Annotated in this window: 22 protein-coding genes; 18 read left to right on the forward strand and 4 right to left on the reverse strand. The window is 60.4% G+C overall.

The window, feature by feature from the left end:
- Positions 1-117 precede the first annotated feature (117 nt).
- The 11 genes from NW841_RS00005 to NW841_RS00055 all read left to right on the forward strand — a co-directional run bounded on the left by NW841_RS00005 (position 118) and on the right by NW841_RS00055 (position 9,599).
- Positions 118-879 carry a ChaB family protein gene (locus NW841_RS00005; protein WP_414363891.1) on the forward strand — a complete coding sequence of 254 codons (762 nt, stop codon included), beginning with the start codon at positions 118-120 and terminating at the stop codon, positions 877-879.
- Positions 880-1,006: 127 nt separating this feature from the next.
- Positions 1,007-1,939 carry a DnaJ C-terminal domain-containing protein gene (locus NW841_RS00010; RefSeq protein ID WP_414384836.1) on the forward strand — a complete coding sequence of 311 codons (933 nt, stop codon included), beginning with the start codon at positions 1,007-1,009 and terminating at the stop codon, positions 1,937-1,939.
- Positions 1,936-2,217 carry a chaperone modulator CbpM gene (locus NW841_RS00015; protein ID WP_414363893.1) on the forward strand — a complete coding sequence of 94 codons (282 nt, stop codon included), beginning with the start codon at positions 1,936-1,938 and terminating at the stop codon, positions 2,215-2,217. Before NW841_RS00010 ends, NW841_RS00015 begins: the two co-directional genes overlap by 4 nt.
- Positions 2,218-2,269: 52 nt before the next feature.
- The gene (locus NW841_RS00020) at positions 2,270-3,019 is read left to right on the forward strand and encodes a photosystem reaction center subunit H (protein WP_414363894.1); all 750 of its coding nucleotides are present in this window, start codon (positions 2,270-2,272) and stop codon (positions 3,017-3,019) included.
- A gap of 216 nt (positions 3,020-3,235) precedes the next feature.
- Positions 3,236-3,643 (forward strand): 50S ribosomal protein L21, encoded by a 408-nt coding sequence (gene rplU / locus NW841_RS00025; protein WP_414363895.1) that lies wholly within the window; start codon positions 3,236-3,238, stop codon positions 3,641-3,643.
- Positions 3,644-3,703: 60 nt separating this feature from the next.
- Complete coding sequence (rpmA, locus tag NW841_RS00030) at positions 3,704-3,973, forward strand: 50S ribosomal protein L27 (RefSeq protein WP_414363896.1); 270 nt, start codon at positions 3,704-3,706, stop codon at positions 3,971-3,973.
- A 151-nt stretch (positions 3,974-4,124) separates the two neighbouring features.
- Positions 4,125-5,597, forward strand: a complete 1,473-nt coding sequence (locus NW841_RS00035; RefSeq protein WP_414384838.1) for a cellulose synthase — start codon at positions 4,125-4,127, stop codon at positions 5,595-5,597.
- A gap of 257 nt (positions 5,598-5,854) precedes the next feature.
- Positions 5,855-7,615, forward strand: a complete 1,761-nt coding sequence (locus NW841_RS00040) for an MBL fold metallo-hydrolase (RefSeq protein WP_414384839.1) — start codon at positions 5,855-5,857, stop codon at positions 7,613-7,615.
- Positions 7,616-7,674: 59 nt separating this feature from the next.
- On the forward strand, positions 7,675-8,427 hold the full coding sequence (locus tag NW841_RS00045) for an ABC transporter ATP-binding protein (RefSeq protein ID WP_414378027.1): 753 nt from the start codon (positions 7,675-7,677) through the stop codon (positions 8,425-8,427).
- 100 nt (positions 8,428-8,527) lie between these two features.
- On the forward strand, positions 8,528-9,112 hold the full coding sequence (locus tag NW841_RS00050; RefSeq protein ID WP_414363900.1) for a TIGR04376 family protein: 585 nt from the start codon (positions 8,528-8,530) through the stop codon (positions 9,110-9,112).
- Between the two features lie 190 nt (positions 9,113-9,302).
- The gene (locus tag NW841_RS00055) at positions 9,303-9,599 is read left to right on the forward strand and encodes a PipX family protein (protein ID WP_414363901.1); all 297 of its coding nucleotides are present in this window, start codon (positions 9,303-9,305) and stop codon (positions 9,597-9,599) included.
- Position 9,600: 1 nt separating this feature from the next.
- On the opposite strand, the gene pheS is transcribed toward NW841_RS00055, so the two are convergent.
- Together pheS and NW841_RS00065 are read right to left on the reverse strand one after the other, a co-directional pair.
- A complete protein-coding gene (gene pheS / locus NW841_RS00060; protein ID WP_414363902.1) occupies positions 9,601-10,602 on the reverse strand; it encodes a phenylalanine--tRNA ligase subunit alpha in 1,002 nt (333 codons plus the stop codon).
- A gap of 151 nt (positions 10,603-10,753) precedes the next feature.
- Complete coding sequence (locus tag NW841_RS00065) at positions 10,754-11,365, reverse strand: chromophore lyase CpcT/CpeT (protein ID WP_414363903.1); 612 nt, start codon at positions 11,363-11,365, stop codon at positions 10,754-10,756.
- Positions 11,366-12,082: 717 nt separating this feature from the next.
- Between NW841_RS00065 and NW841_RS00070 the strand changes: the two genes are divergently transcribed.
- The 6 genes from NW841_RS00070 to murJ all read left to right on the forward strand — a co-directional run bounded on the left by NW841_RS00070 (position 12,083) and on the right by murJ (position 17,673).
- Positions 12,083-12,601, forward strand: coding sequence for a phycocyanin subunit beta (locus NW841_RS00070; RefSeq protein ID WP_414363904.1), 519 nt, complete (start codon positions 12,083-12,085; stop codon positions 12,599-12,601).
- Between the two features lie 194 nt (positions 12,602-12,795).
- Positions 12,796-13,278: a phycocyanin subunit alpha gene (locus tag NW841_RS00075; protein WP_011430856.1), complete on the forward strand. Its 483-nt coding sequence runs from the start codon at positions 12,796-12,798 to the stop codon at positions 13,276-13,278.
- Positions 13,279-13,552: 274 nt separating this feature from the next.
- Positions 13,553-14,410 carry a phycobilisome rod-core linker polypeptide gene (locus NW841_RS00080; protein ID WP_414363905.1) on the forward strand — a complete coding sequence of 286 codons (858 nt, stop codon included), beginning with the start codon at positions 13,553-13,555 and terminating at the stop codon, positions 14,408-14,410.
- Positions 14,411-14,442: 32 nt separating this feature from the next.
- Positions 14,443-15,270, forward strand: coding sequence for a HEAT repeat domain-containing protein (locus tag NW841_RS00085; protein ID WP_414363906.1), 828 nt, complete (start codon positions 14,443-14,445; stop codon positions 15,268-15,270).
- Between the two features lie 212 nt (positions 15,271-15,482).
- Complete coding sequence (locus tag NW841_RS00090) at positions 15,483-15,839, forward strand: DUF4278 domain-containing protein (RefSeq protein WP_414378010.1); 357 nt, start codon at positions 15,483-15,485, stop codon at positions 15,837-15,839.
- Between the two features lie 187 nt (positions 15,840-16,026).
- The gene (murJ, locus tag NW841_RS00095) at positions 16,027-17,673 is read left to right on the forward strand and encodes a murein biosynthesis integral membrane protein MurJ (protein WP_414384840.1); all 1,647 of its coding nucleotides are present in this window, start codon (positions 16,027-16,029) and stop codon (positions 17,671-17,673) included.
- A 10-nt stretch (positions 17,674-17,683) separates the two neighbouring features.
- Here murJ and sigC read toward each other — a convergent pair whose 3' ends face one another.
- Complete coding sequence (gene sigC, locus NW841_RS00100; RefSeq protein WP_414363909.1) at positions 17,684-18,778, reverse strand: RNA polymerase sigma factor SigC; 1,095 nt, start codon at positions 18,776-18,778, stop codon at positions 17,684-17,686.
- A gap of 459 nt (positions 18,779-19,237) precedes the next feature.
- On the opposite strand from sigC, the gene NW841_RS00105 reads away from it, so the two are divergent.
- Positions 19,238-19,894, forward strand: coding sequence for a cofactor assembly of complex C subunit B (locus NW841_RS00105; protein WP_414384842.1), 657 nt, complete (start codon positions 19,238-19,240; stop codon positions 19,892-19,894).
- A gap of 2 nt (positions 19,895-19,896) precedes the next feature.
- Here the strand turns inward: NW841_RS00105 and NW841_RS00110 are convergent.
- Positions 19,897-20,898: MutS-related protein (locus NW841_RS00110; protein WP_414384844.1), on the reverse strand; the 1,002-nt coding region annotated here is incomplete at its 5' end.

The following is a 20,898-nucleotide window of genomic DNA, read 5'->3' on the forward strand; positions in this document are numbered from 1 at the left end:
TCCCTCGACTTCCCCTGAGGCGGCAGAGGGAGATAATGGGCGGCATAGGCAAAGAGGGGAAAAGCTTGCCAAAAGCTGCCCTCAGCCTTCTCGGCCAAAACTTTCCCAGGAGACTTTATGAGCGCCTTCGCCCAAGCCCCCAAAAAGTGCGTCTCTGCCGTTTTCAAAGAAGAAGCCAAAGTCCAAGAGTGCATCCAGCGCCTCCTCAACCGCGGCATCCCCAACGATCGCATCTCCATCATTGGCCGCAATTTTCAAACGGAAGCCAAAATCAGCGGCTTTATCACCCGCAAGGATGTGGTTCTCGACGGGTTGACCAGCGGCGCTATTTATGGATCCCTGTTTGGATCCCTGTTGGGGCTACTTACAGGCGTAGGGGTGCTGTTTATTCCCTTTTTGGGAGCGGTGGTGGCCGCTGGACCTTTGGGAGCGGCGCTGCTGGGGGCAACCGGCGGCGCTCTCTACGGGGCGCTGGGAGCGGGGCTGGGATCCGCCCTCATTGCCCTGGGCATGCCGCAGGAGAAAGCTGCCATCTACCAAACCCGGGTGCAAGCAGGTGAGTTCCTCTTGGTGGTGCAGGTGCCGGAGGAAAAAGCCGGCGAAATCTACTTGCTGTTGCAAAGTGCCGGCGGCGAAGAGGTGGCCACTGCCGACTTGAACTTGCCTAGTGAGCCAGAAGGCAACCTGACGCCGGAGACCATCTCCCCAGAAATCCGCGCCGATCTCTCAGAAGAAGCCCAGCAAACCTTTGTGGAAGCCTATAACCAGGCCAAGGCAGAGGGCAACCCTGTCACCCAGGCCCTGCTCAAGGCTTGGGAAAAGGTTAAACAAGTTTTCACAAGGGACGACAAGGGAATCTTTTCCAGGCGCAAGCCCTAGCCCAGATAGCTTCTCAACAGCAGGGGCAGAGCCAACTGCCCCGCCGTGGCTCCGTCTCTTCAATACCCACCTTACATTCTGAGAAGTATCCTGAAAAGCCTTAACCTGATTTCGTAGGGGTGAGCTTATGGCTGCGAGCGATTTCAAGGACTACTACCAGATCCTGGGCGTCAGCCGAGATGCTTCTTTAGAGGAGATCAAGCGCGCCTATCGCAAGCTGGCTCGCCAGTATCACCCCGACGTTAACCCCGGCAACAAGGCAGCCGAGGAGCGCTTCAAGGAGATCAACGAAGCCTACGAGGTGCTCTCGGATCCGGACAAGCGGCGGCGCTACGACCAGTTTGGCCAGTACTGGCAACGGGTGGGCAGCGGCACGGCGGCAGGGCCAGGCATGGAGGGATTTGCCCAGTACGCCACCTTCGAGGACTTTATCAACGAGCTGCTGGGCCGCATGGGATCCCGCCGCGGCGGCTTCCAGGGTTTCACCACCGGGTTTGGGCCGTTCGTCTCGGTGGATCTGCCGGGACAAGATGTGGAAGCCACACTGGCCCTTACCTGGGCAGAGGCCTTCCACGGCACCCAAAAGCGGCTGAGTGTGGATGGCGAAACCCTCACCATCCGCATTCCTCCCGGCGCCAAACCGGGCAGTCGCATCCGCGTCAAGGGCAAAGGCCAATATAGTCCCTTTGGCGGGCCGAGGGGGGATCTCTACCTCACCTTGGAGCTGCCTCCCCACCCCTTCTTTCGCTTTGACGGCGACAACCTGCTCTGCGAGCTGCCCATCACGCCCGATGAGGCGGTTTTGGGCGGCACGGCGGAAGTGCCCACCCCCACCGGTCGGGTGCAACTGAAGATCCCTGCCGGCGTCGATAGCGGCCAAACCCTGCGGCTGCGCGGCCAAGGCTGGCGGGATCCCCAAGGGCAGCGAGGTGACCTGCTGGTGCGGCTAAAGGTTGTCACGCCCAAATCCCTCTCCCCCACTGAGCGGGATCTCTACGAGAAACTGCGGCAAAATCGGAGCTGGGATCCCCGCGCCTACTTGCAGGAGGTGAAGCTATGAGCTTGGCCATTGTGCGGGTGGAAGAACGGCTCTATACCTTTGAGCAGGCCAGCGAAGTAGCTGGGATCCCGCCCCACCTCTTGGAGTGGCTGCTGGCTCAGGGTTTGGTGGAAGCCGAAAGCAGCTACCTCACCCCCCAGCAACTGCGGCGCCTGGTGCAGATGATCCGTCTGCATCGCGACTTGGGCCTCAACTGGGTTGGGGCAGCGATGGTCTTGGACATGGCCCAGGAGATTGCCCGCCTTAGGGCGCAGCTACACTACTACCGCGGAGGCTAAGCAGCCCAAGCCTCCATCCCCCTTGAATCCCGCAAGTCAGGAGAATTTCTCTATGGAACAAGTCGTCCGACGCAGCCAAGTGGTGGGCCTGCTGGCCCTGGATGGCAGCACCGCCACGGCCCTGGGCACCGTCGAAGAAATCTGGGTCGATCCCCAGGGACGGGTCTGCTACTTCACCAGCCAGCAGGGCTACACTCCCCTGGAGCAGATCTCACTCATCGGGCCGGACGCGCTGCTGACCTACTCCGCCGTCTTTGCCACCCCGGCAACGCCCCTCAGCTCCCTCTACCGGCGCACAGTGCGCATTGGGGATCAGCCGGTGGGTTGGATTGAGGATTTTCTCTTCGACTGGGAGACCGGATCCATTGCTGCTTACATCCTAGGGGGCAGCATTGCTGAGCCCTGGGGAGGGCGCGCCGTCCTCTTACCTGAGGATGTAGAGGCGATCGACGTGGACGCGGTGGTGGTCAAGGAAGATGCTCCCCAGCGCCTCAAATCGGAGACTGAGGGCCTAAAGAACTTTTGGAGCGAAAAATCCCGCCAAGTCAAGCAGCTCATCCAGCGCATGGGGGATCGCCTCAAAGCCCTGGTCGGCCCCCAGGATCCGCCGGAGGTGGTGCGTGTCAAGGTCAAGCAGGTGCGAGACGAGCTGGCCAAAGGGGGCAAGTTTGACCTTTCCCTGCTGGATGAGGCGGCAGAGTTTTTGCAGCAAAAATGGACAACCTGGCAACAGCGCCTCAGCCGCGCCGCCCAGCGCATGCAAGCTGCCCTTCAGGCCGCCTGGGAGAAGCTAACCGAGTGATGCTCCAACTCCCCTCTCCCTTTGGGAGAGGGGCCGGGGGTGTTCGCGTGAGCGGCGCGGAGCGCTTGGGCTGACTCCCTTTGGGAGAGGGGATGGGGGTGAGGGAATAGCCCTAGCTGACAGGAGGCAGGTTTTTCCGCTAGCATTAAAAATCGCTGTCAATGCTCGGATCAGGTTTCAAGACCCGCAGGGGCACCTGTACGGCAAGGAAAAGGCATGACCTACGCGATTGTGGAAACCAGTGGCAAGCAGCTTTGGGTAGAGCCGGGGCGCTTTTACGACATCGATCGCCTGCCCGGCATAGAAGAGAACAGCCCTTTGACCCTGTCCCAGGTGTTGTTGATTAACCATGAGGGACAGGTAACCCTGGGCCGTCCCTATATTGCCGAGGCCGTGGTCAGGGCGCGGGTTCTGCAGCACCGCCGTAGCGCCAAGATCCTCGTCTACAAAATGAGGCCGAAGAAAAAGACCCGCAAGAAAAGGGGACACCGGCAGATGCTCACCCGTGTGCTGATCGAGTCCATCGAACTCAACGGGACGCCCCTGGCCGCCGCTCAGGCTGCCTCGCCATCCACTTCTGAAACGGCAACTGCTGCAGCCGGGATCCCCGAGGCGGAGGAATAGGCCCTAAACTTTAGGATCCCAACTTATCTTCGGCGACGACACACTTGCACAGGAGGCATTATGGCTCACAAGAAAGGGACCGGCAGCACCCGCAACGGCCGCGACTCCAATGCCAAGCGGCTGGGGGTGAAGTGCTTTGGCGGCGAGCTGGTGCATCCCGGCTACATCCTGGTGAGACAGCGGGGCACCAAGTTTCACCCAGGGGTGAACGTGCGCATCGGCGGCGATGACACTTTGTTTGCGGTAGCCACCGGCATTGTCACCTTTGAGCGCTACGGCAAGTGGCGGAAAAAGGTGAGTGTCTACCCGGTTGAGACGGCTGCCCAATAGGCAGCGACTTGACCTGTTCTGGCCGGGCGACTGCCCAAGATAGCTCAATTTGTCACATCCCCTGGCCTGTCTGTGGGCAAAGGGGGCAGATCTGGGCCCGGCCCAATGCCCAGCACTGTGTGGAGCGCCTGTGAGATCTGCGGCTATGCGGATGTCTTTGTTTCGGGGAGTGGGGTTGCTCCACCTTATCGCTGGGGTGGCGTACCTTTACTGGCGCATCACCGAGGGGCTGACAGGCCTGGGATCCCTTGTGTTTTGGGGGGCGGAGCTGTACGTTTGGCTGGCGGCGGTGGGCTTTATCCTCAGCCGCTATTCCCAGGTGAGGCAAAAGGCGGTGCCAGGGCCAGAGGTGCTGCGGCGGTCGTTTTTTCAACTGCCGCGGGTGGATGTGCTGGTGATGCGCCAGCGGGATTCTCTGGAAGCGACCCGGCAGACGGTGCTCTCGGCTCTGCGCCTGGACTACCCCTGGGAGCGACTGTTTGTCCATATTGTGGATCGGGTGGAAGACGGAGAGATGGCCAAGGTGGCACAGGCCATCCCCTGCGAGTACTGGCCTTGCCCCACCCCCACGACCGATCCCCTAGCCTACCTGCTGGGATCCGGCCAGATCCAGGGAGAATATCTGCTGCTGTTGCAGCCGGGCCATTTTGTCGAGCCGGATTTTTTGTGGCAGACGTTGCCCCTGTTTTATGACTCACCGGAGCGGGCTCCCATCGCCAATGCCACCGGCTTTGTGCAGGCGATGCTGCGCACCCTGGGCCGGCCCCAGGCCGTTCACCCCCTACAGCAGCTTTTGGCGGTGGGATCCCAAGGCTACCAGGCGGCACCGCTGCTGGGATCCGGCTGTCTCATTCGGCGGGCGGCTTTGGAGGGGATCCCGCAAATTGACATTCGCCGCCCTGTGCAGTTGGGGTGTCAGATGCACTGCCGTGGTTGGCAGTCTCATCTAGTGCGCCAGGCCCAGGTCACCGGCGTTTTGTTGCCCCTGCGCAACCGCCGCGTGGCTCTGCTGGCGATTTTTTCGGCCTTGCGGGAAAATCCCTTCTGGGGCAAGCCAACTACGCAGCAGCAGCGCTTTCAGTACCTGTGGCTGGCCCTCTGGGCTGCTGGCGGCGTGGCAGAGCTGGCCTATTTGGCGGTGCCGATCCTCTTTCTCTGCACGGGCTGGATGCCGGTGTCGGCCTTTGATAGGGTCTTTTTTGCCTGGTTTTTGCCCTACGCCCTTCTAGGGCGGCTCACCTGGCTGTTGGCTTTTCCTCCCTCTCTGTGGGGGGCTGCGTGGCAGTCAGAACGACAGACAGGTAGCCAGTTTTTCCAGTCCATTCAGGCGTTGGTGCAGGCGTTGCGGGGGGTGCCCCCCTATCCCGAACAGCCGTCCCAACTCTCTCTCGGCCCGCAGGCATTGGCCATTGTGCTGACACTAGCAGCAATGGGGGTGGGAGCCCTGCGCTTTGCTGGCAACTGGGATCCAACCTGGCTAGAGCTGCTGTTTGGTCTAGTCTGGGCCTTCTACAACTTGATGGTTCTAACGGTGCGCCCGGACGATCACGATTTTGCCGGCTTTGCCTTGCGTAGCCACAACCCGGCGCCGGAAGAAACAACAGATGCGCTCCCCAACTCCTAGGGCTGCCAAGCCAGGCACATGGCAAAGCCAAATTCCCCTATCATCCCGCTGTTGCATGGAGAGCATAGAGAAAATTGCCGGCTGCCCCGGCGTACAGTGGGCAACAGCTATGCTGGAAGAAGGATAGGATAGCAGGATCGGCATAGGTTGCCCTTGCTTTTCCGGGAGGTGTACCGGGGAGAGGGGCGATCTCCGTCCGAGCCGCCCTTGTGGTTTGCAGGATTGAGCGTGGTCTTCTAGTTAAAAACAACACATCTGTGGAGTCAGAGAGATCTCCCCTTCGACTAATCCCCCTGGGCACGGATCCCCGTCAGCAGGGGTGTGCCTACTGGCTGGAGATGGGATCCCACCGCTTGCTTCTCGATTGTGGCTTGCCTGCTCCCGCTCTCCTCAAAGCCTTGCCAGGGATCCCGGATGCAGTAATCTGCAGCCATGCTCACTTTGACCACCTGCAGGGGCTGCCCGCCTTTTATCGTCGCTACCCGCAGGTGCCTATCTATGCCACCCCCCTGACCGCCCACTTGGCCAGCGGCCTGTGGGAGCGGGGCGTTTGGCCGGGCTACGACCGGGAAATTCGCTTTCCTCCCTTTCGGGCACTGCCCTTTGGCCAGGCACGGGAGATCTTGCCCCATCTGATGCTCACCTTTTTCACAGCCGGGCACCTGCCGGGGGCGGCGACGACACTGTTGCAAAACACCCAAGCCGCCCCCGCCCAAACCTGCGTGTACACCGGCGACTGTTCCCTGGCCTCTACCCGTTTTGCTCCCGGCTTGGATCTCGCCGCTTTGCGCCATTGGCAGCCGGACGTGCTGCTCATCGAATCCTCGCTGGGATCCGCTCGCCATCCACCCCGTCGCCATCTGGAAAACCGCCTGGTGGAGCGCCTGATCAGCGCCTTGGCAGCAGGACAGACAGTGCTGTTTCCGCTGCCGGTATTGGGGCTGGGCCAGGAGTTGATTTTCCTCCTCAAAGCCCACCACCGCTTTACCCAGGCTTCCCAAGAGCTGACAGTGTGGGTGGCGCCAGGGCTAGCCGCAGGCTGCGATCTCTACGAACGCTTGCTCCCCTACCTGCCAGAGCCAGTGCGCAATTTCGCCACCTATCAGCCCTTGTTCTGGGAAGACCGCCTGCAGCCGCGGGTGCAGCCCCTTACGGAGGTGGATCCCTTGCCCCAGGGCCTATTGCTGTGCGATGCCGACGCCGGGCCCGAAGCCTGGGAGCCCATCTGGTCGCGCTTGCTGGCCCAACCGCAGCGCTCCTGCTTGCTAGTGCGGCTGCCGGAAGTGGAGTTGGCCACCCCCTTTGACCAATGGCCAGCGCCACTGCGCTCCCGCATTGGGGTGGAGTGGTTGGCCTGGCACAGCCACAACGATGTTGGGCATCTGACCCAGATCGTCCACACCTTTCGCCCCCAACATGTGGTTTTGGTGCACGCCAGCCCCCAGCAGGTGCAGGATCTGGCGGATCTGCCGGAGCTGTGCAACCGTTACCATGTTCACTGCCCTCAACCCGGCCATTGGCTGGAGTTACCCGACGGGCGCCTGCAAACCCAAGTCAAGCCGTCAGAATCTCCCAGGGATCCCACCTTGCGCTACGAGGGGGAGGTGGAAGAGATCTGGCAGGAACAGGGCTCGCCCCGGGCCTTGGCTGGTGTGCAGGTGCGTCTGCCCCCTCAGATTGCCCAGGATCCCCGTTGGGCCGCTTGGGCCGATACCGGCCTGGTGGAAGCCCGCTGGCAGGGATCTGAACTGGTGCTGCGCGGCCTTTCGCCGCGAGAGCTGATCCGCCCGGCAGAGTCCGCCCCCGCCACCGGCATCGTGCCGCGCCCCAAACCCGCCCCTGTCTTCGCTGCCGGGGGCATGAGGTGCCAGAACTGCCGCTTTGCCCGCCAGATCTTGACAGCCCACACCCAAGTTCTTCGCTGCGACCAGGAGCGCTCCCCCCTCTACCGCCTCCGGGTGGATCCCCAAGGAAGCTGCCCCTACCACCAACCGCAGGAGATCCGCTCTTCCGGCTAGGGACCAGGGCAGTTGCCGCCCAAAGGCTCGCTAGAATGGGGCCAGTCGCGGTGTCAACCATGCTTGAGCAACAACCCTGGGCAGATCGTCACCAGGGGCCCGTGGGATCCCTGGAGCGCCCTGCCGCCTTGGCCTCGCCTCGCCCGCCCGTGGTGCGGATGGTCGGGGTGAACAAGATCTATCCGCTGCCGGAAGGCAGCTTTCAGGCCCTCTACGATATTGACTTGGTGATCGAGGCTGGGGAGCACTGTGCTATCATGGGGCCCTCCGGCTCCGGCAAGTCCACCCTGATGAACCTCATGGGCTGTTTGGATCGGCCCAGCTCAGGGCGCTACTGGCTGGACGGCGTGGAGGTTTCCACTCTGACGGATCGGGAGCTAGCCCGGATTCGCAACCAAAAGATCGGCTTTGTCTTCCAGCAGTTTCATCTGCTGCCTGTTCTGACAGCACTGGAAAACGTCATGCTCCCCTTGGCCTATGCCGGGATCCCGGAGCCAGAACAGCGCCGGCGGGCCAAGCAAGCTTTAGAACAGGTGGGCTTGGGGAGCAAGCTGCACCAGCGCCCAGCCCAGCTCTCCGGCGGCCAGCAACAGCGGGTGGCCATTGCCCGGGCCATCGTCAACCGACCGCAACTGTTGTTGGCTGATGAGCCCACCGGCGCCCTAGACAGCCACACCAGCCAGGAAGTGCTCAACCTTTTTGCCGAGCTCCACCGCCAGGGCATTACTCTTGTCGTGGTTACCCATGACCTGGAAGTGGCCCAAGCCGCCCAGCGCATTATCCGACTTGGAGACGGGCGTCTGTTGGCTTGAGGCAGACAGGGATCCAGGATCTGGGGATCTCACCGCAAGGGGCTGGCTTGCGCTAGTCTAAACGCAGCTAACTGAGCGCTCGGCCAACGAGGATCGGCCCATGAAATTCATCGAAGATATCATCCGATTTTTGGAAACCCGCCTGGAGGAATTTCTTAGGGCCCACCCCGAGATCGAGCTGCAGGCTCTTGATGAGCAGTTGCGCCAGCAGGAAGCGGATACTCTGCGGCTGTTGCAGGAAAGCCGCGCTCAGAAGCAGGCCCTCAGCGAAGCTCTCTCCGAGTTGGGCGAGGAGATCAAGACCTGGCACTTTCGCATCGAGAAGGCCGAGCGGGCCAATCGCCCCGATCTGGCCGAAGGGGCACGCCGACGGGAAGCCGAGCTTTTGGAGAAAGGGAGTCGGGTGTTTGGCCAAGGCAAGGCTCTGGAGGAGAAAATCCAGCAACTGGAAGCTCTGCTACCGCAAATTGCCCAGCGCCGCCAAGAGGTGAAAACCAAGCTGCAAGAAGTCAAAGCCGCCCAAGCCCAGAAGGCTGGCGAGCCGGATCCGCAGTTCAACCGCTGGGGCAGCCTGTTTGAAGAGGATAAATTGGAGGAAGAATTTCGTCGGCTGGAGATGCGACTAGCGGTAGATAAGGAATTGGATGACATGAAGAAAAAGGCGCAGGAACAGCAGCGGCGATAGCAGCCCGACCTGTGTCTAAAAGCTTTGTTAATCTTGAATCCAGTCGCAAAAGCCAAAATCAGGCTGGGTGGAACCTATGATTTGCGCTCTTGGTCTCAAGAGCCGGAGCAAAATCATTTCAGCAACTTTCTCGGCCAGCGAACGAGAAGGAAAGCCCCTCTTCTCCACCAAGAGTGATACGCTATTGGTCATGAATGAGCTGTATCTGAATCACCCTACATTTGGTTTGCTCTACAGCCTGTGTCGGGTTGACGAAAGTCAGGCCATCTTCACCACCCTTTATGCCCAAAGGCTGTTTTTTCGGGTTTACTTCAAGCCCCCCGATCACAACGCCGATCCATCTGCTCTGGAAGAATTGGTTTTTGACCCGATTAGCCGCAATGAAGCCCGCCAAGTTCTCGAAGAACAAATGCGCCTTTTGCGCCGTGCCAATCGCAAAGACGAGCTGGAGCACCTGCAGTTGGTTTACAAACGCACCTTTTCCTGACCTAAAATTGCGACAAAAAGCGCAGGTCGCTGCTGTAGAACAGGCGGATATCTTGAATGCCGTGTAGAAGCATGGCCACCCGCTCGACGCCGATCCCTGCTGCAAAGCCGGTGTAGCGCTCCGGGTCATAGCCGACCGCCTGAAACACATTGGGATCCACCATGCCACAGCCAAAAATTTCCAGCCACTTGGAGCCAAAACGCACATCCATCTCGGCAGAAGGCTCCGTGAAAGGAAAATAGCTGGGCCGGAAGCGGGTTTCTCGCTGGCCCAACAGGCGAGTGACAAACTCCTTGAGGGTGCCCTTCAGGTCGCAAAAGGTGAGGTTCTCGCCCACCGCCAAAATTTCCATCTGGTGAAACACGGCAGAGTGGGTGGCATCGACGGTATCGCGGCGCATCACTCGCCCGGCATGCACAATGCGCAGGGGCGGCTGGTGTTGCTCCATATACCGCACCTGGACCGAAGAGGTTTGGGTGCGCATCAGATAACCCTTTTCTAGGTAGAGGGTATCCTGCATGTCCCGCGCCGGGTGGTCAGCGGGGGTGTTGAGGGCCTCGAAGTTGTAGTACTCTGTCTCGATCTCCGGGCCATGAACCACCGTGTAGCCCATCCCCACAAAGATATCGAGCATGCGGTCGATGGTGGCCTGCAAAGGGTGGATCCGCCCCAAGGGCCGGCGCGGCCCCGGCATGGTGACATCCAGCCGCTCCGCCTCCAGGCGGGCCTGGAGCTGGGCTTCGGCCAAGGCCCGTTTGCGCTCATCCAGGCTGGATTGTAGGGCCTCTTTGAAGGTGTTGGCCAAAGCGCCAATGGCAGGCCGTTCTTCCGGGGGCAGCTTCCCCATGCCCCCCAAGATCTTCGAGAGCTTCCCCTTTTTGCCCAGATAGTCGATGCGGATCTGCTCCAAGGCCTCCAGATCGGCAGCCTGCGCCACCTGGGCAAGCGCCTCATCTTGGAGGGCAAGAAGCTGTTGGCGAAGCGTGTCTTGTTCGTCTTGCATGGGGATAGTTCATTCGCACATTCGCGTCAGCGTTGCCGAGCAGCCAGCAGAAAGGATCCCTGTTCGGACAGGTGGCGGGCCGCAGTTGCTTCCTCCAAAAGTATCATCTTTCGCCCACGGCGCCGAGATTGGCCAGGGATCCTCTTCCCACCTACTGCAGCAGCTCCACCTGCCAATCGACAACCTTGCGAAAGCGAAAAGGGCCGGCCAAAGCTCCCCACACCTGGCGGTGGGTAACCGGATCTATGCCGCGATCGTGGCTGCAAAACTCGCTCTCGCTCAGGTGCAAGGTGGTCTGCAAATAGGTGGTTTGGCCGTTGCGCACCACACAACAGCGGCAACCCGGCTCTGTCACGCCGACAAAGAGGGATCCCTGCCTCTTCACCTGCACATCACACCCCGGCAGGTAGGCCAGATCGGCAGCGCTCAGTTGGCTAAGTTGCTCCGCTTTCTCGCGAGCACACCCCCGCCACCGCTGCGGCTGCAGAGGACGGTAGTTGCGAATCACGATCCCGTCCCCTACTTGGGTGAGTTCCACCACTGCCTGACGATAGGGCTCCTCCAAATGGCCGCTGTAGGCCTGTTCCACATAGAAGCCAATCCCCCCCAGCACAGCAGTTGGCAAGGGACGATAGGCCACCCGGATCGAGGCAAAAAAAGGTGGGTTCTCCCAGGCTTGCTCTTGGTTGCTGAAGTCTCCCGCCAGCCAACGCGCCATCTGCAACAGCTCGGGGGAAGAGGTGGACTCCGACCAGTTCGACATAACCACGCATCCAGGAATTCCGTAGGGACTTATACCGAAAATCCCAGGCGGTCAACGACAACCTGCTCAGATTTTCCCCAACCTCTGCTCTGCCGAGGAAGTTCCGTAAATGTTAAATTATGTATCTTTTATGAAAAGGTTTGCATGGATACAGAAGCGGGCCTGTCCTGGATCTCAAAGCCACAATCGCGGTTGACATTACTATGTATCTCGTAAAGCTGTATGAAGTAATGTTCTTTTCTGTAAAAATTAAGGCCCTGAAGGGTGGAGCGAAAAGACTGAGATTGCCGGTCTGGATGAGGATCCAAGACTTTTTGCGGCAGGTAAAGCCCCTTTACATTTTTTGATTCAATCGCTTCCCGTCCTCGCGATAGAAAAAGACTGGAAACAAGGCGAGCCAGCTTTTCCTCATCTGTCCAGTTCAGGTTGTCAGCAGGGGAGGATCTTTACAAGCGGGATCCCTCAGCATGTGTTGGCAAGCGGCTTCGCCTGTGGAGCCGTTTGACTGGAGGTGGGTCGGGGATTAGCTTGCCCATCTTGTTTCTACGGGCTTTGATCCCGTCGGCAGGTCTGTTGGGACAAAGGGCTGTGCCAACAGCGCCGGTCGGCATCGGGGATCGGGGCATTGCTGCCTTCCTGGCTGGCGGGAGCTCTCACTTCCGCAGCAGGGAGTGCTGATTCATAACCTCTTTTGCTTTCGCTAGGAGATTTAAAGCCATGAACGATGTATTTGGCAAAGTTGTTGCGCAAGCTGACTCCAAAGGTGCTTTCTTGGGAGAAAACGAGTTTGCGGCTCTGCAGCAGGTGATTGCGGAGGGGAACAAGCGCTTGGATGCCGTGAACCGCCTCACCAGCAACGCTTCTAAAATCGTGACCGATGCCATCCGTCAGTTGTTTGCCGAGGAGCCCAATTTGAACGCTCCCGGCGGCCCTGCCTACCCCAGCCGCAATGTGGCCGCCTGTATGCGGGATATGGATATCATTCTCCGCTACATCACCTATGCTGTGGCAGCCGCTGACCCCAGCGTGCTGGACGAGCGCTGCTTGAACGGCTTGCGGGAAACCTATCAGGCGCTGGGCACCCCTGGTAGCTCTGTGGCCAACGGCATTCAAAAAATGAAAAAAGCTGCGGTGGCGGTGGTGAACGATCCCAACGGCATCACCCGGGGTGATTGCAGCGCTTTGATTGCCGAAATCGAGTCTTACTTCGATCGCGCTGCTGCTGCGGTGGTCTGATAGGCCGGAATCTCCATTGCTTCATCTGAAACACCCGGATCCTCTGGTGAAGGCCGCCGCGGAGTTCAACTCGGGTTGGCCTGGGATCCCTGAAAAAACGACCTTTTTTGCAGTCATTTTGCAATTGAGCCTCTTTTGCAGTGTTGGTTGCCCTGATTTTTGCGTTGAGCTTAAGTAAAGGAGCGTTTTGAATCATGCAAACCCCTATTGTCGATGCCATTGCCACCGCCGATAGCCAGGGGCGCTATCTGAGCAACAGCGAGTTGCAGGCCATCAACGGCCGTTTTCAGCGGGCTGCCGCCAGCATGGAAGCTGCCCGAGTCCTGAGCAGCCGTGCCGAAGAGCTGGTGCGCGGCGCCACCGAGGCCGTCTATGCCAAGTTCCCCTATACCACTCAGCCCGGCGGACAATGCCACACCCAAGCGGGCAAAGACAAGTGCGCCCGTGACGTGCGCCACTACCTGCGCTACATCACCTACTGCTTGGTAGCCGGTGGCACTGGCCCGCTGGATGAGTACCAGTTGGCCGGGATCCGCGAGATCAACGCCGCTTTTGAACTCTCCCCCAGTTGGTTTATCGAAGCGCTACGCTACATCAAAGCCAACCATGGCCTGACAGGGCAAGCGGCCACCGAAGCCAACACCTACATCGACTACGCCATCAACGCGCTCAGCTAGGTTCTGCAGCTTGGGATCCCCCAAAAAGGTGGCCAGCCCGGCGCTTGAGGGGGATGGCGAAGAAAGGTTATCAGGGGCAACGGTGGCGAGAAAGGGATCCCTTTGGCCGGTTGGGTCTAAGGATCTCTCTCCCAGAGGGGAAAGCGCCACTGTTGCTCTTGCTTCAACCCCATATTTGTGCTGCTGAGGGTTGTTGAGTTGAGAGGTGAGCCAAAGCAGCCTTTTCAAGCTTTTTTCAAAGTTAATCCAGCCAGTTTCATCATGAGGAATTAGCATGAGTGGAATCACAGCGGCAAGCCGAATGGGGATCCGGGGCATTACAGAGACGACTCCCTTGGAATTGCGCCCTAATGCCAGCCAGGATCAGCTCAATGCGATCCTGCGGGCCATCTATCGCCAGGTGCTGGGCAACGATCACCTGTTTGGGGCAGACAGGAAGGAGCTGGCCAGTGCAGAATCGTTGCTACGCCAAGGTAGCCTGACGGTGCGGGAGTTTGTGCGCTTAATCGCCAAGTCCGAAGCCTATAAGAGGCGGTTTTTGTACCCTAACTCCCAGACCCGCGCCATCGAGCTCAACTTCAAGCACCTGCTGGGGCGGGCTCCCACCAGCCCCAAGGATATTGCCCGACACCTGGACATTTACCACACGGGGGGCCACAGCGCGGAGATCGACTCCTATATCGATAGCCCAGAATACCTGGAAGCGTTTGGCGACAACATCGTCCCCTATCCGCGCGGGTTTGAATACCGCAAGGCTCATACCACCCGCGACTTCACCAACCTCTTTGCCCTCTACGGAGGCTACGCCAACAACGACCGTTCCCAGGGGCGCAGGCCGCGCTTGATGATGCCCCTGGCCACCGGCTTTACTCCGGCCATCCGCCGCATCGGGGTGCGGGGGCTGCTGCCCCCCAGCCCCATTACCAAACACTTGGGGCCGCCAACGGGCCAGTCCGACCGCATGTTCTGCATTGAGGTGACGCGGCTGCTTAACCCGCCCTCGGCCCTGGCCACCTCCAGCCGGGTGCGCAAATCCAACCAGCAGATCTTCGTTTCTGCCGATCAGCTCTCGGCGACGATGCAGCGGCTGCTCAAGTCGGGCGCCAAGATCGTCAGCGTCCGCAGCGCTTGAGGCCTCTGGAGGCGCTCTGGCCTGTTGATGCTATGACCACGGCTGTTCCTCCAGATCCCCCTCCAGCCGCCGATCTCACCCCAGCCGGCCAGATCGCCAAGCTGCGCCACGGGGATCCGGGGGAGCGCTACTATGCGGCGTGGTGGCTGGGGCGCATGCGGGTTGTGGAAGGGATCCCGGCCCTGATCGAAGCCTTGGCCGATGAGACGGATCGCACCACGCAGGGGGGATATCCGCTGCGGCGCAACGCCGCCCGTGCCCTGGGTAAGGTGGCCTCCCCTGCTGGGATCCCGGCCCTGAAAGAGGCTTTGCGCTGCTCCGATGGCCAAGTGGTGGCGGCAGCCGCCCAGGCGCTGGTGGAGATTGCCCTGGCCAATAACCTTGACCAGGATCCCAGGCAAGCTGGAGAGCTGGGAGCCGCTTTGCTCGAAGGGCTGCGCTGGGTAGAGCAAGGTTTGCAGACAGAAGCGCCTGCCGCCTTGGAGGCTTTGATTGAGGCTCTTGGACATCTGCAGGTGGCTGCCGCCCTGGGGCAGATCCGCCCCTATCTGGAGCACCCCTCGATTCGCCTGCAATGGGCGGCAGCGCGGGCCTGTTACCGCCTGACAGGGGATCCCACTTTTGTCCAGCCGCTACTGTCGGCGTTGGATCACCCCAACATTCATCTGCGGCGGGCTGCCCTTCTCGATTTGGGGGCTAGTGGCTACCTGCCAGCGGCCCAAGCCATGGCAGCGGCAGCGGTCGAGGCCAACATCAAGCTGCTCGCCCTCAAGCAGTTGGTGGAGATAAACCTTAGATGTGGGAAAGAGGCTAGCACTGACCTACAGCAGGTGCTATGGCTAATCGACGAGCTGCTCTAACCCTCTGGGCAGGGAGAGGTAGAGCTGGGAAGGCGACCTCGACCTAAAGTTGACACCTAAGGGCTTATTTTGTTAAAGCTGATACAGAATAAAGTTGGGTTTTACCCTCTGAGCCGCATCCAGGAAGCAGGAGCTGTTGTCTAACGGCTTCTGAGAGGCCGGTGCAGGGGCGCCCCTTTATTTCGCCGCAGTTCATGTGGGGGAGTCTTCCTATGCAACTGACCTACCGGGGCATTGCCCACCCCTTTGTCCCTTCTGTCTCCGCAACCTGCCAGCGGCAGGAGGTGCCAGCGCAGTACCGGGGCTTGGCGTGGAGCTGGCCAGCTCAATTGGCGGCTGTGGCGCTGCCGCAGTCTTTTGTCTTGACGTATCGAGGCCTTGTCCTCAATCCGGAGGTGAAGGCAGCGAGCGAGGTTATCTCCCTGCGCAAGGACTTTATGACCCTAGTCAAAGAAACCCATCGGCAGCATCTGCTGAGCCGGCTGCAGGAGCGCATCCGCTCTGCCCAGGCCCGCGGAGATGAGCATTTGTTGCAGCAACTGGAGCAGGAGCGACAACTGCTGGCCTGAGCTCTATCTTGACTAACGAAAGTCCCCGCCCTCCCTCTCGAGGTTCGGAGAATTCGGGATAATAGTGCTGCCCTATGCCGAAGCGAGGGGGTAGCAGCTGTGAGCTTGTGGGTGAATCCTGCGAAGGAACCGATTGGGGCATCCCGACAGTTGTCCATTGCCAAAGCGGCGGTGGGGAGCTAGGGACATGGAGGAGTCTGCCAGGCGGGAAGGGATCCCAGGGGGCTCCGCCGCGTCTTCTCCACCCCGTTCCTTGCTCTCAGTGGCAGGACTGGTGGCAGGGGCCACGCTGCTTAGCAAGGGCATGGGGTTTGTCCGGCAGGCCTTAATTGCTGCAGTCTACGGCTCAGGGCCAGAGTACAGCGCCTTTAGCATAGCCTACGTCCTGCCTGGTTTTTTGTTGATCTTGCTGGGCGGGATCAACGGACCTTTCCACAGCGCTATCGTCAGCGTGCTCAAAAAGCAGCAGCCGGGAAGAGAGGATCCAGCCCGCTGGCTAGAGTCCATCTCTACCCTGGTGGGCTGCTTGCTTTTGGCGGTGACCTTGGGCCTCTGGTGGGGAGCCGACTGGGTGGTACACCTGAGTGCCCCAGGGGCCAGCCCCGAAGTGCATGTCCTCGCCGCTCAGCAACTGCGGATCATGGCGCCGCTGGCCCTGCTCTCGGGCTGGATTGGCATTGGCTTTGGGGCACTCAATGCAGCCGAGCACTACCTCTTGCCCGCCCTCAGCCCCCTCATCTCCAGCCTAGCTGTCATCGGGATCCTGGTCACGTTGGGGTGGACAGGGATCCCCACTTTACTAGCCTGGGGTGTGCTCATCGGCGCCATTGCCCAGTGGCTGGCGCAGGTGCCTCTGCAGATACAGCTGGGGCTGGGGCGGCTGCGGCTGCGCTTTGACTGGGGATCCCCGCCGGTGCGGGCGGTGGGCCTGCTGCTGCTGCCGGCAGTAGTCTCCTCCGGCATGATCCACATCAATGTCTACGTGGATCTCTTTTTTGCCTCCTTCGTGCCTGGGGATCGCACCATTGGCAACTTGGGCTACGCCCAGCTCCTAGTGCAAACTCCCCTGGGGATCCTCTCCAACATGGTGCTGGTGCCCCTGATGCCCCTCTACGCCCAGTTGGCAGGGGATGGATCCCGCTGGTTGGAGTTGCGCCAACGCATCCGCCAAGGGCTGATGGTTACGGCCATCCTCACCCTGCCCCTTGCGATGCTGTTGGTGGCCCTGGCTGAACCCATCGTCCAGATCGCCTACCAGCGGGGGCGCTTTACGCCGGAGGTGACCCAGGAGGTGGCGGCCCTGCTGAGGGCCTATGGTCTGGGGATAAGTTTTTACTTGCTGCGGGATGTGCTGGTGCGCATCTTTTACGCCCTGGAGGATGGGGCTACGCCGCTGCGTATTAGTGGCTTGTCCATTGGCCTCAACGCCCTGCTGGACTTCCTGTTTTTGCCCACCTTTGGAGCACCGGGCATTGCCCTAGCTACGGCAGGCGTTAACCTGATGGCTCTGATTGGGCTAGGGATCCGCCTCCACCAGCGCCTGCCGGGGATCCCTTGGCGGGAGATGGGACAGGCCCTGCTGCCCTTGCTGGGGATCACCACCTTGGCCGGGGGCCTCAGCCATTGGCTGTGGACACAACTGCACTCCCACGAGATCCTGGGATCCCCGCTGCTTACTGCCGTCCTGGGGGCTAGTCTAGCCGCCGGCCTAGGCCTCAGCTTGTTTGCAGCAGGGGCCCTGTATCTGCAGATCCCGGAAGTGGAGTGGCTGGCAGTCCAGCTCCAGGCCCGCCTGCCCAAGATTGCCAGCCGGCGATCCCTACCCAGATCCTAGGCAGGCCCGGCTAGCTGATGGCTTCGAGGTAGTCCCGAACTCGGTTGCGCCGCTTCGGCTGGCGCAGCTTTTGCAGGGCTTTGGCCTCGATTTGCCGTACCCGCTCCCGCGACAGATCCAAGGCGCGGCCAATCTCCGCCAGCGAGTAGGTGCGCCCGTCCCCCAAGCCAAAGCGCATGCGGATCACATCCCGCTCGCGGCTGGTGAGATCCGCCAGCAACTGCTGCAGATCGCGATGCAGGGCCTCCCGCATCATCGTCTCCTCGGGGGAGATGTCGTCGGTTTCCAGCAGATCCCCCAGTTCGGTGTCTTTGTCTTTGCCCACCTTAGTTTCCAGAGAGACCGAGCGCGGCACCCGTACCAACAGCTCTCGTACTTGGGGCGGAGTCATCTCCAACTCGGAGGCAATGTCTTCGATGGTGGGAGTGCGGCCTTTTTCTTGGGAGAGCTTGCGCTGCGCTTTCTTGATCTTGTTCAGTTTCTCAGTGATGTGAACGGGCAGGCGGATGGTACGGCTTTGGGTGGCGATAGCCCGGGTGATGCCCTGCCGGATCCACCAGTAGGCATAGGTGCTGAAGCGATAGCCCTTCTTGGGGTCAAACTTCTCCACCGCTCGCTCCAGGCCCAGCGTGCCCTCCTGGATCAAATCCAGCAGCTCCAGGCCGCGATTTTGGTATTTTTTCGCCACCGACACCACCAGGCGCAGGTTGGCTTTGATCATGTGCTCCTTGGCCCGCTTGCCAATTCGCTGGATCTGCTGCAGCTTCTCGGGAGTGAGGTTGGCCCACTCAGGGTACTGGTTGGCTCTGGCCGCCCATTCAGCGAGGGTCGGATCCCGTCCCAACTCCTTCTGCAGGCGCAGGCGCACATCCAAGAGCTTCATGTAGTCTTGGACTCTTTGGGCCAGAGCCACCTCCTCATCGCGACCCAGAAGGGGAACACGACCGATCTCCTGCAAATAAAGGCGCACCAGATCGGTGGAGCGGCGAGCTGGCTCCTCTTCTGCAAACTCGCTCTCGGCCAGATCTACCTCTGCTTCCTCAGCAGGATCGAGGAGATCGCCATCGAACAAAATATCGTTGAGCTCAGGTTCGTAGTTAGACATGTAAGGTGTTGTTGGATAGCGACAGAAGCAGGCAAACAGGTCAACCAAAAGGGCAGGACCATGAGGAAATCTCTGGGTTCAGTGTCTCCCTGAGGCGTTGCTTTGCGCTATCATCCCTCAAGTGAGATAAGCACTGCCCTCCTCACGCCTCGTTGTAGAGCTCTGCCCTTCTATAAAGAAGCTACCCTAGGGAGGGGAAGTTACAATAGTCAGCAAAGCACAATCGTCTTATCATAACTTAATTATAGTTGCCCTTCCCAGGCGAGAGTCACTAGATCCGACGTAGAGTCCCCTTCTCTTAAACTGCCACCGACCTTGCTGAAAAGCGCACTGTCCTTGGATTCTTGCCCAGGTGTGCTACAAGGCGATAGAGGTGGCAACTTGGTTTTTCTTTGGAGGGGGGCAGCCAACCCCTCTCGGTAGTCTAAACTGGCCAGCAGGCGTGCAAACTAGCATTTCATGAGCTACTTTCTTGCCAACTCCCCTTCTTTCTGGTCAGGAGAGAGAGCCTCGATTGCAGTTGCGCCGCTCGTTAACTTTGGCTCTCTCGCCCAGGCACGCGCGGCAGTAGCAACCTCTTTTTCCCTGCAGGGAGAGACAATTTCGACGCTGCTGCTGACGGTCTTGCTGGCCATTGGCCTCTTCTTTTTCCTGCGAGCCTCTGGCAAAGACCGCCTCGAAGCCCGTCTCTATTCTAGCAGCCGTAGCCTGGAGGAAATGGGATCCCTCCTTCGCGAGCACCTGGAGGGGCGCGCCTATCGCTTGCAATCTGCCGATGCAGAGGGGATCGCCACCTTTGTGGGTCAGGCGCGGCCTAGCGTGGGACTGGCCGTTTTTTTGACGGGGCTGGCGGGGGCGGGGCTGGCCTGTCTGGCTTTGGTGCTGCAGGTGCTGGAGCCGGGTTGGGGAGTTTGGCCCTGGACACTGCTGTTGGTCTCTCCTTGGGCAGGCTGGTACTACTGGCGGCGCAATCACCGCCCGCAGCAGCTCCGCCTAAGGTTGCAAGAGGCCGATCCGCCCCTCGGATCCCTGCTGTGGGTAGAGGGGCAGCGGGAGGAGCTGGAGGTGCTGGCCACTACCTTGGGGCTGCAAGAACGGGATCCAGGTCGAGGGTAGCCCTAGAGCTCTTTGGAGAAGAAGGAAGCCGGGAGCAAGGACAGTTGATCCCCAGCTGTGGCATCGCAGTCAGGGATCCCGCTGGAATGGGGTTCTTGCTTGGACTGTTTTTTGGGGTTGTTTGAAGAAGGGCGGCTTTTCCCTTGGTTGCGCAGGCCCAGGCCGATGCGGCTGTGTTGTTCCACCAGAGCCAGCACCTGTTTGGCCCGCTCGATGACCGGCTGGGGCAGGCCGGCCATGCGCCCCACCTCGATGCCGTAGGAGCGGTCGGCTCCCCCCGGCTGCACCTGGTGCAAAAAGATGATGCGATCCGGCAGCTCCTTAACCACCACCTGGAAGTTGGCCACGTTGGGCAGCAGCGTCTCCAGTTGGTTGAGCTCGTGGTAGTGGGTGGCAAAGATGGTGCGGGCGCGCACCTGGGTGGCCAGGTATTCGGCCACGGCCCAGGCGATGGAAAGACCGTCGAAGGTGGCGGTGCCGCGGCCAATCTCGTCCAAGAGCACCAGGGATCGCTCGCCGGCGTGGTTGAGGATGTTGGCCGTCTCGTTCATCTCCACCATGAAGGTGGACTGTCCCGTGGCTAGGTCATCCACGGCGCCGATGCGGGTAAACACGCGGTCGCACAGGCCCAGCTCCGCCCGCCGCGCCGGGACAAAGCTGCCCATCTGGGCCAGGATCTGGATCAGCCCAATCTGGCGCAAGTAGGTGGACTTGCCGGACATGTTGGGGCCGGTGAGGACGATGAGATCCGGGCCGTGGGGGGATCCCAGCCGCACCGAGTTGGGGACAAACAAGCCCTGGGGCAAAGATTTCTCCACCACTGGGTGGCGCCCCTCCTCGATGATTAAACGGCGATCTGCAGTAATCACCGGGCGGGTGTAGCCCTGCTGCACGGCCACCTCGGCTAGGCCAAACAGAGCGTCGACAGCGGCCAGGGTCTGGGCCACCTGGCGGATGGCGGCAGCCTGGGATCCCGCCTCCTGGCGCAACTGCACAAACAGCTC

Source organism: Synechococcus sp. H60.3 (genome assembly GCF_047462295.1).
Classification (GTDB): domain Bacteria; phylum Cyanobacteriota; class Cyanobacteriia; order Thermostichales; family Thermostichaceae; genus Thermostichus.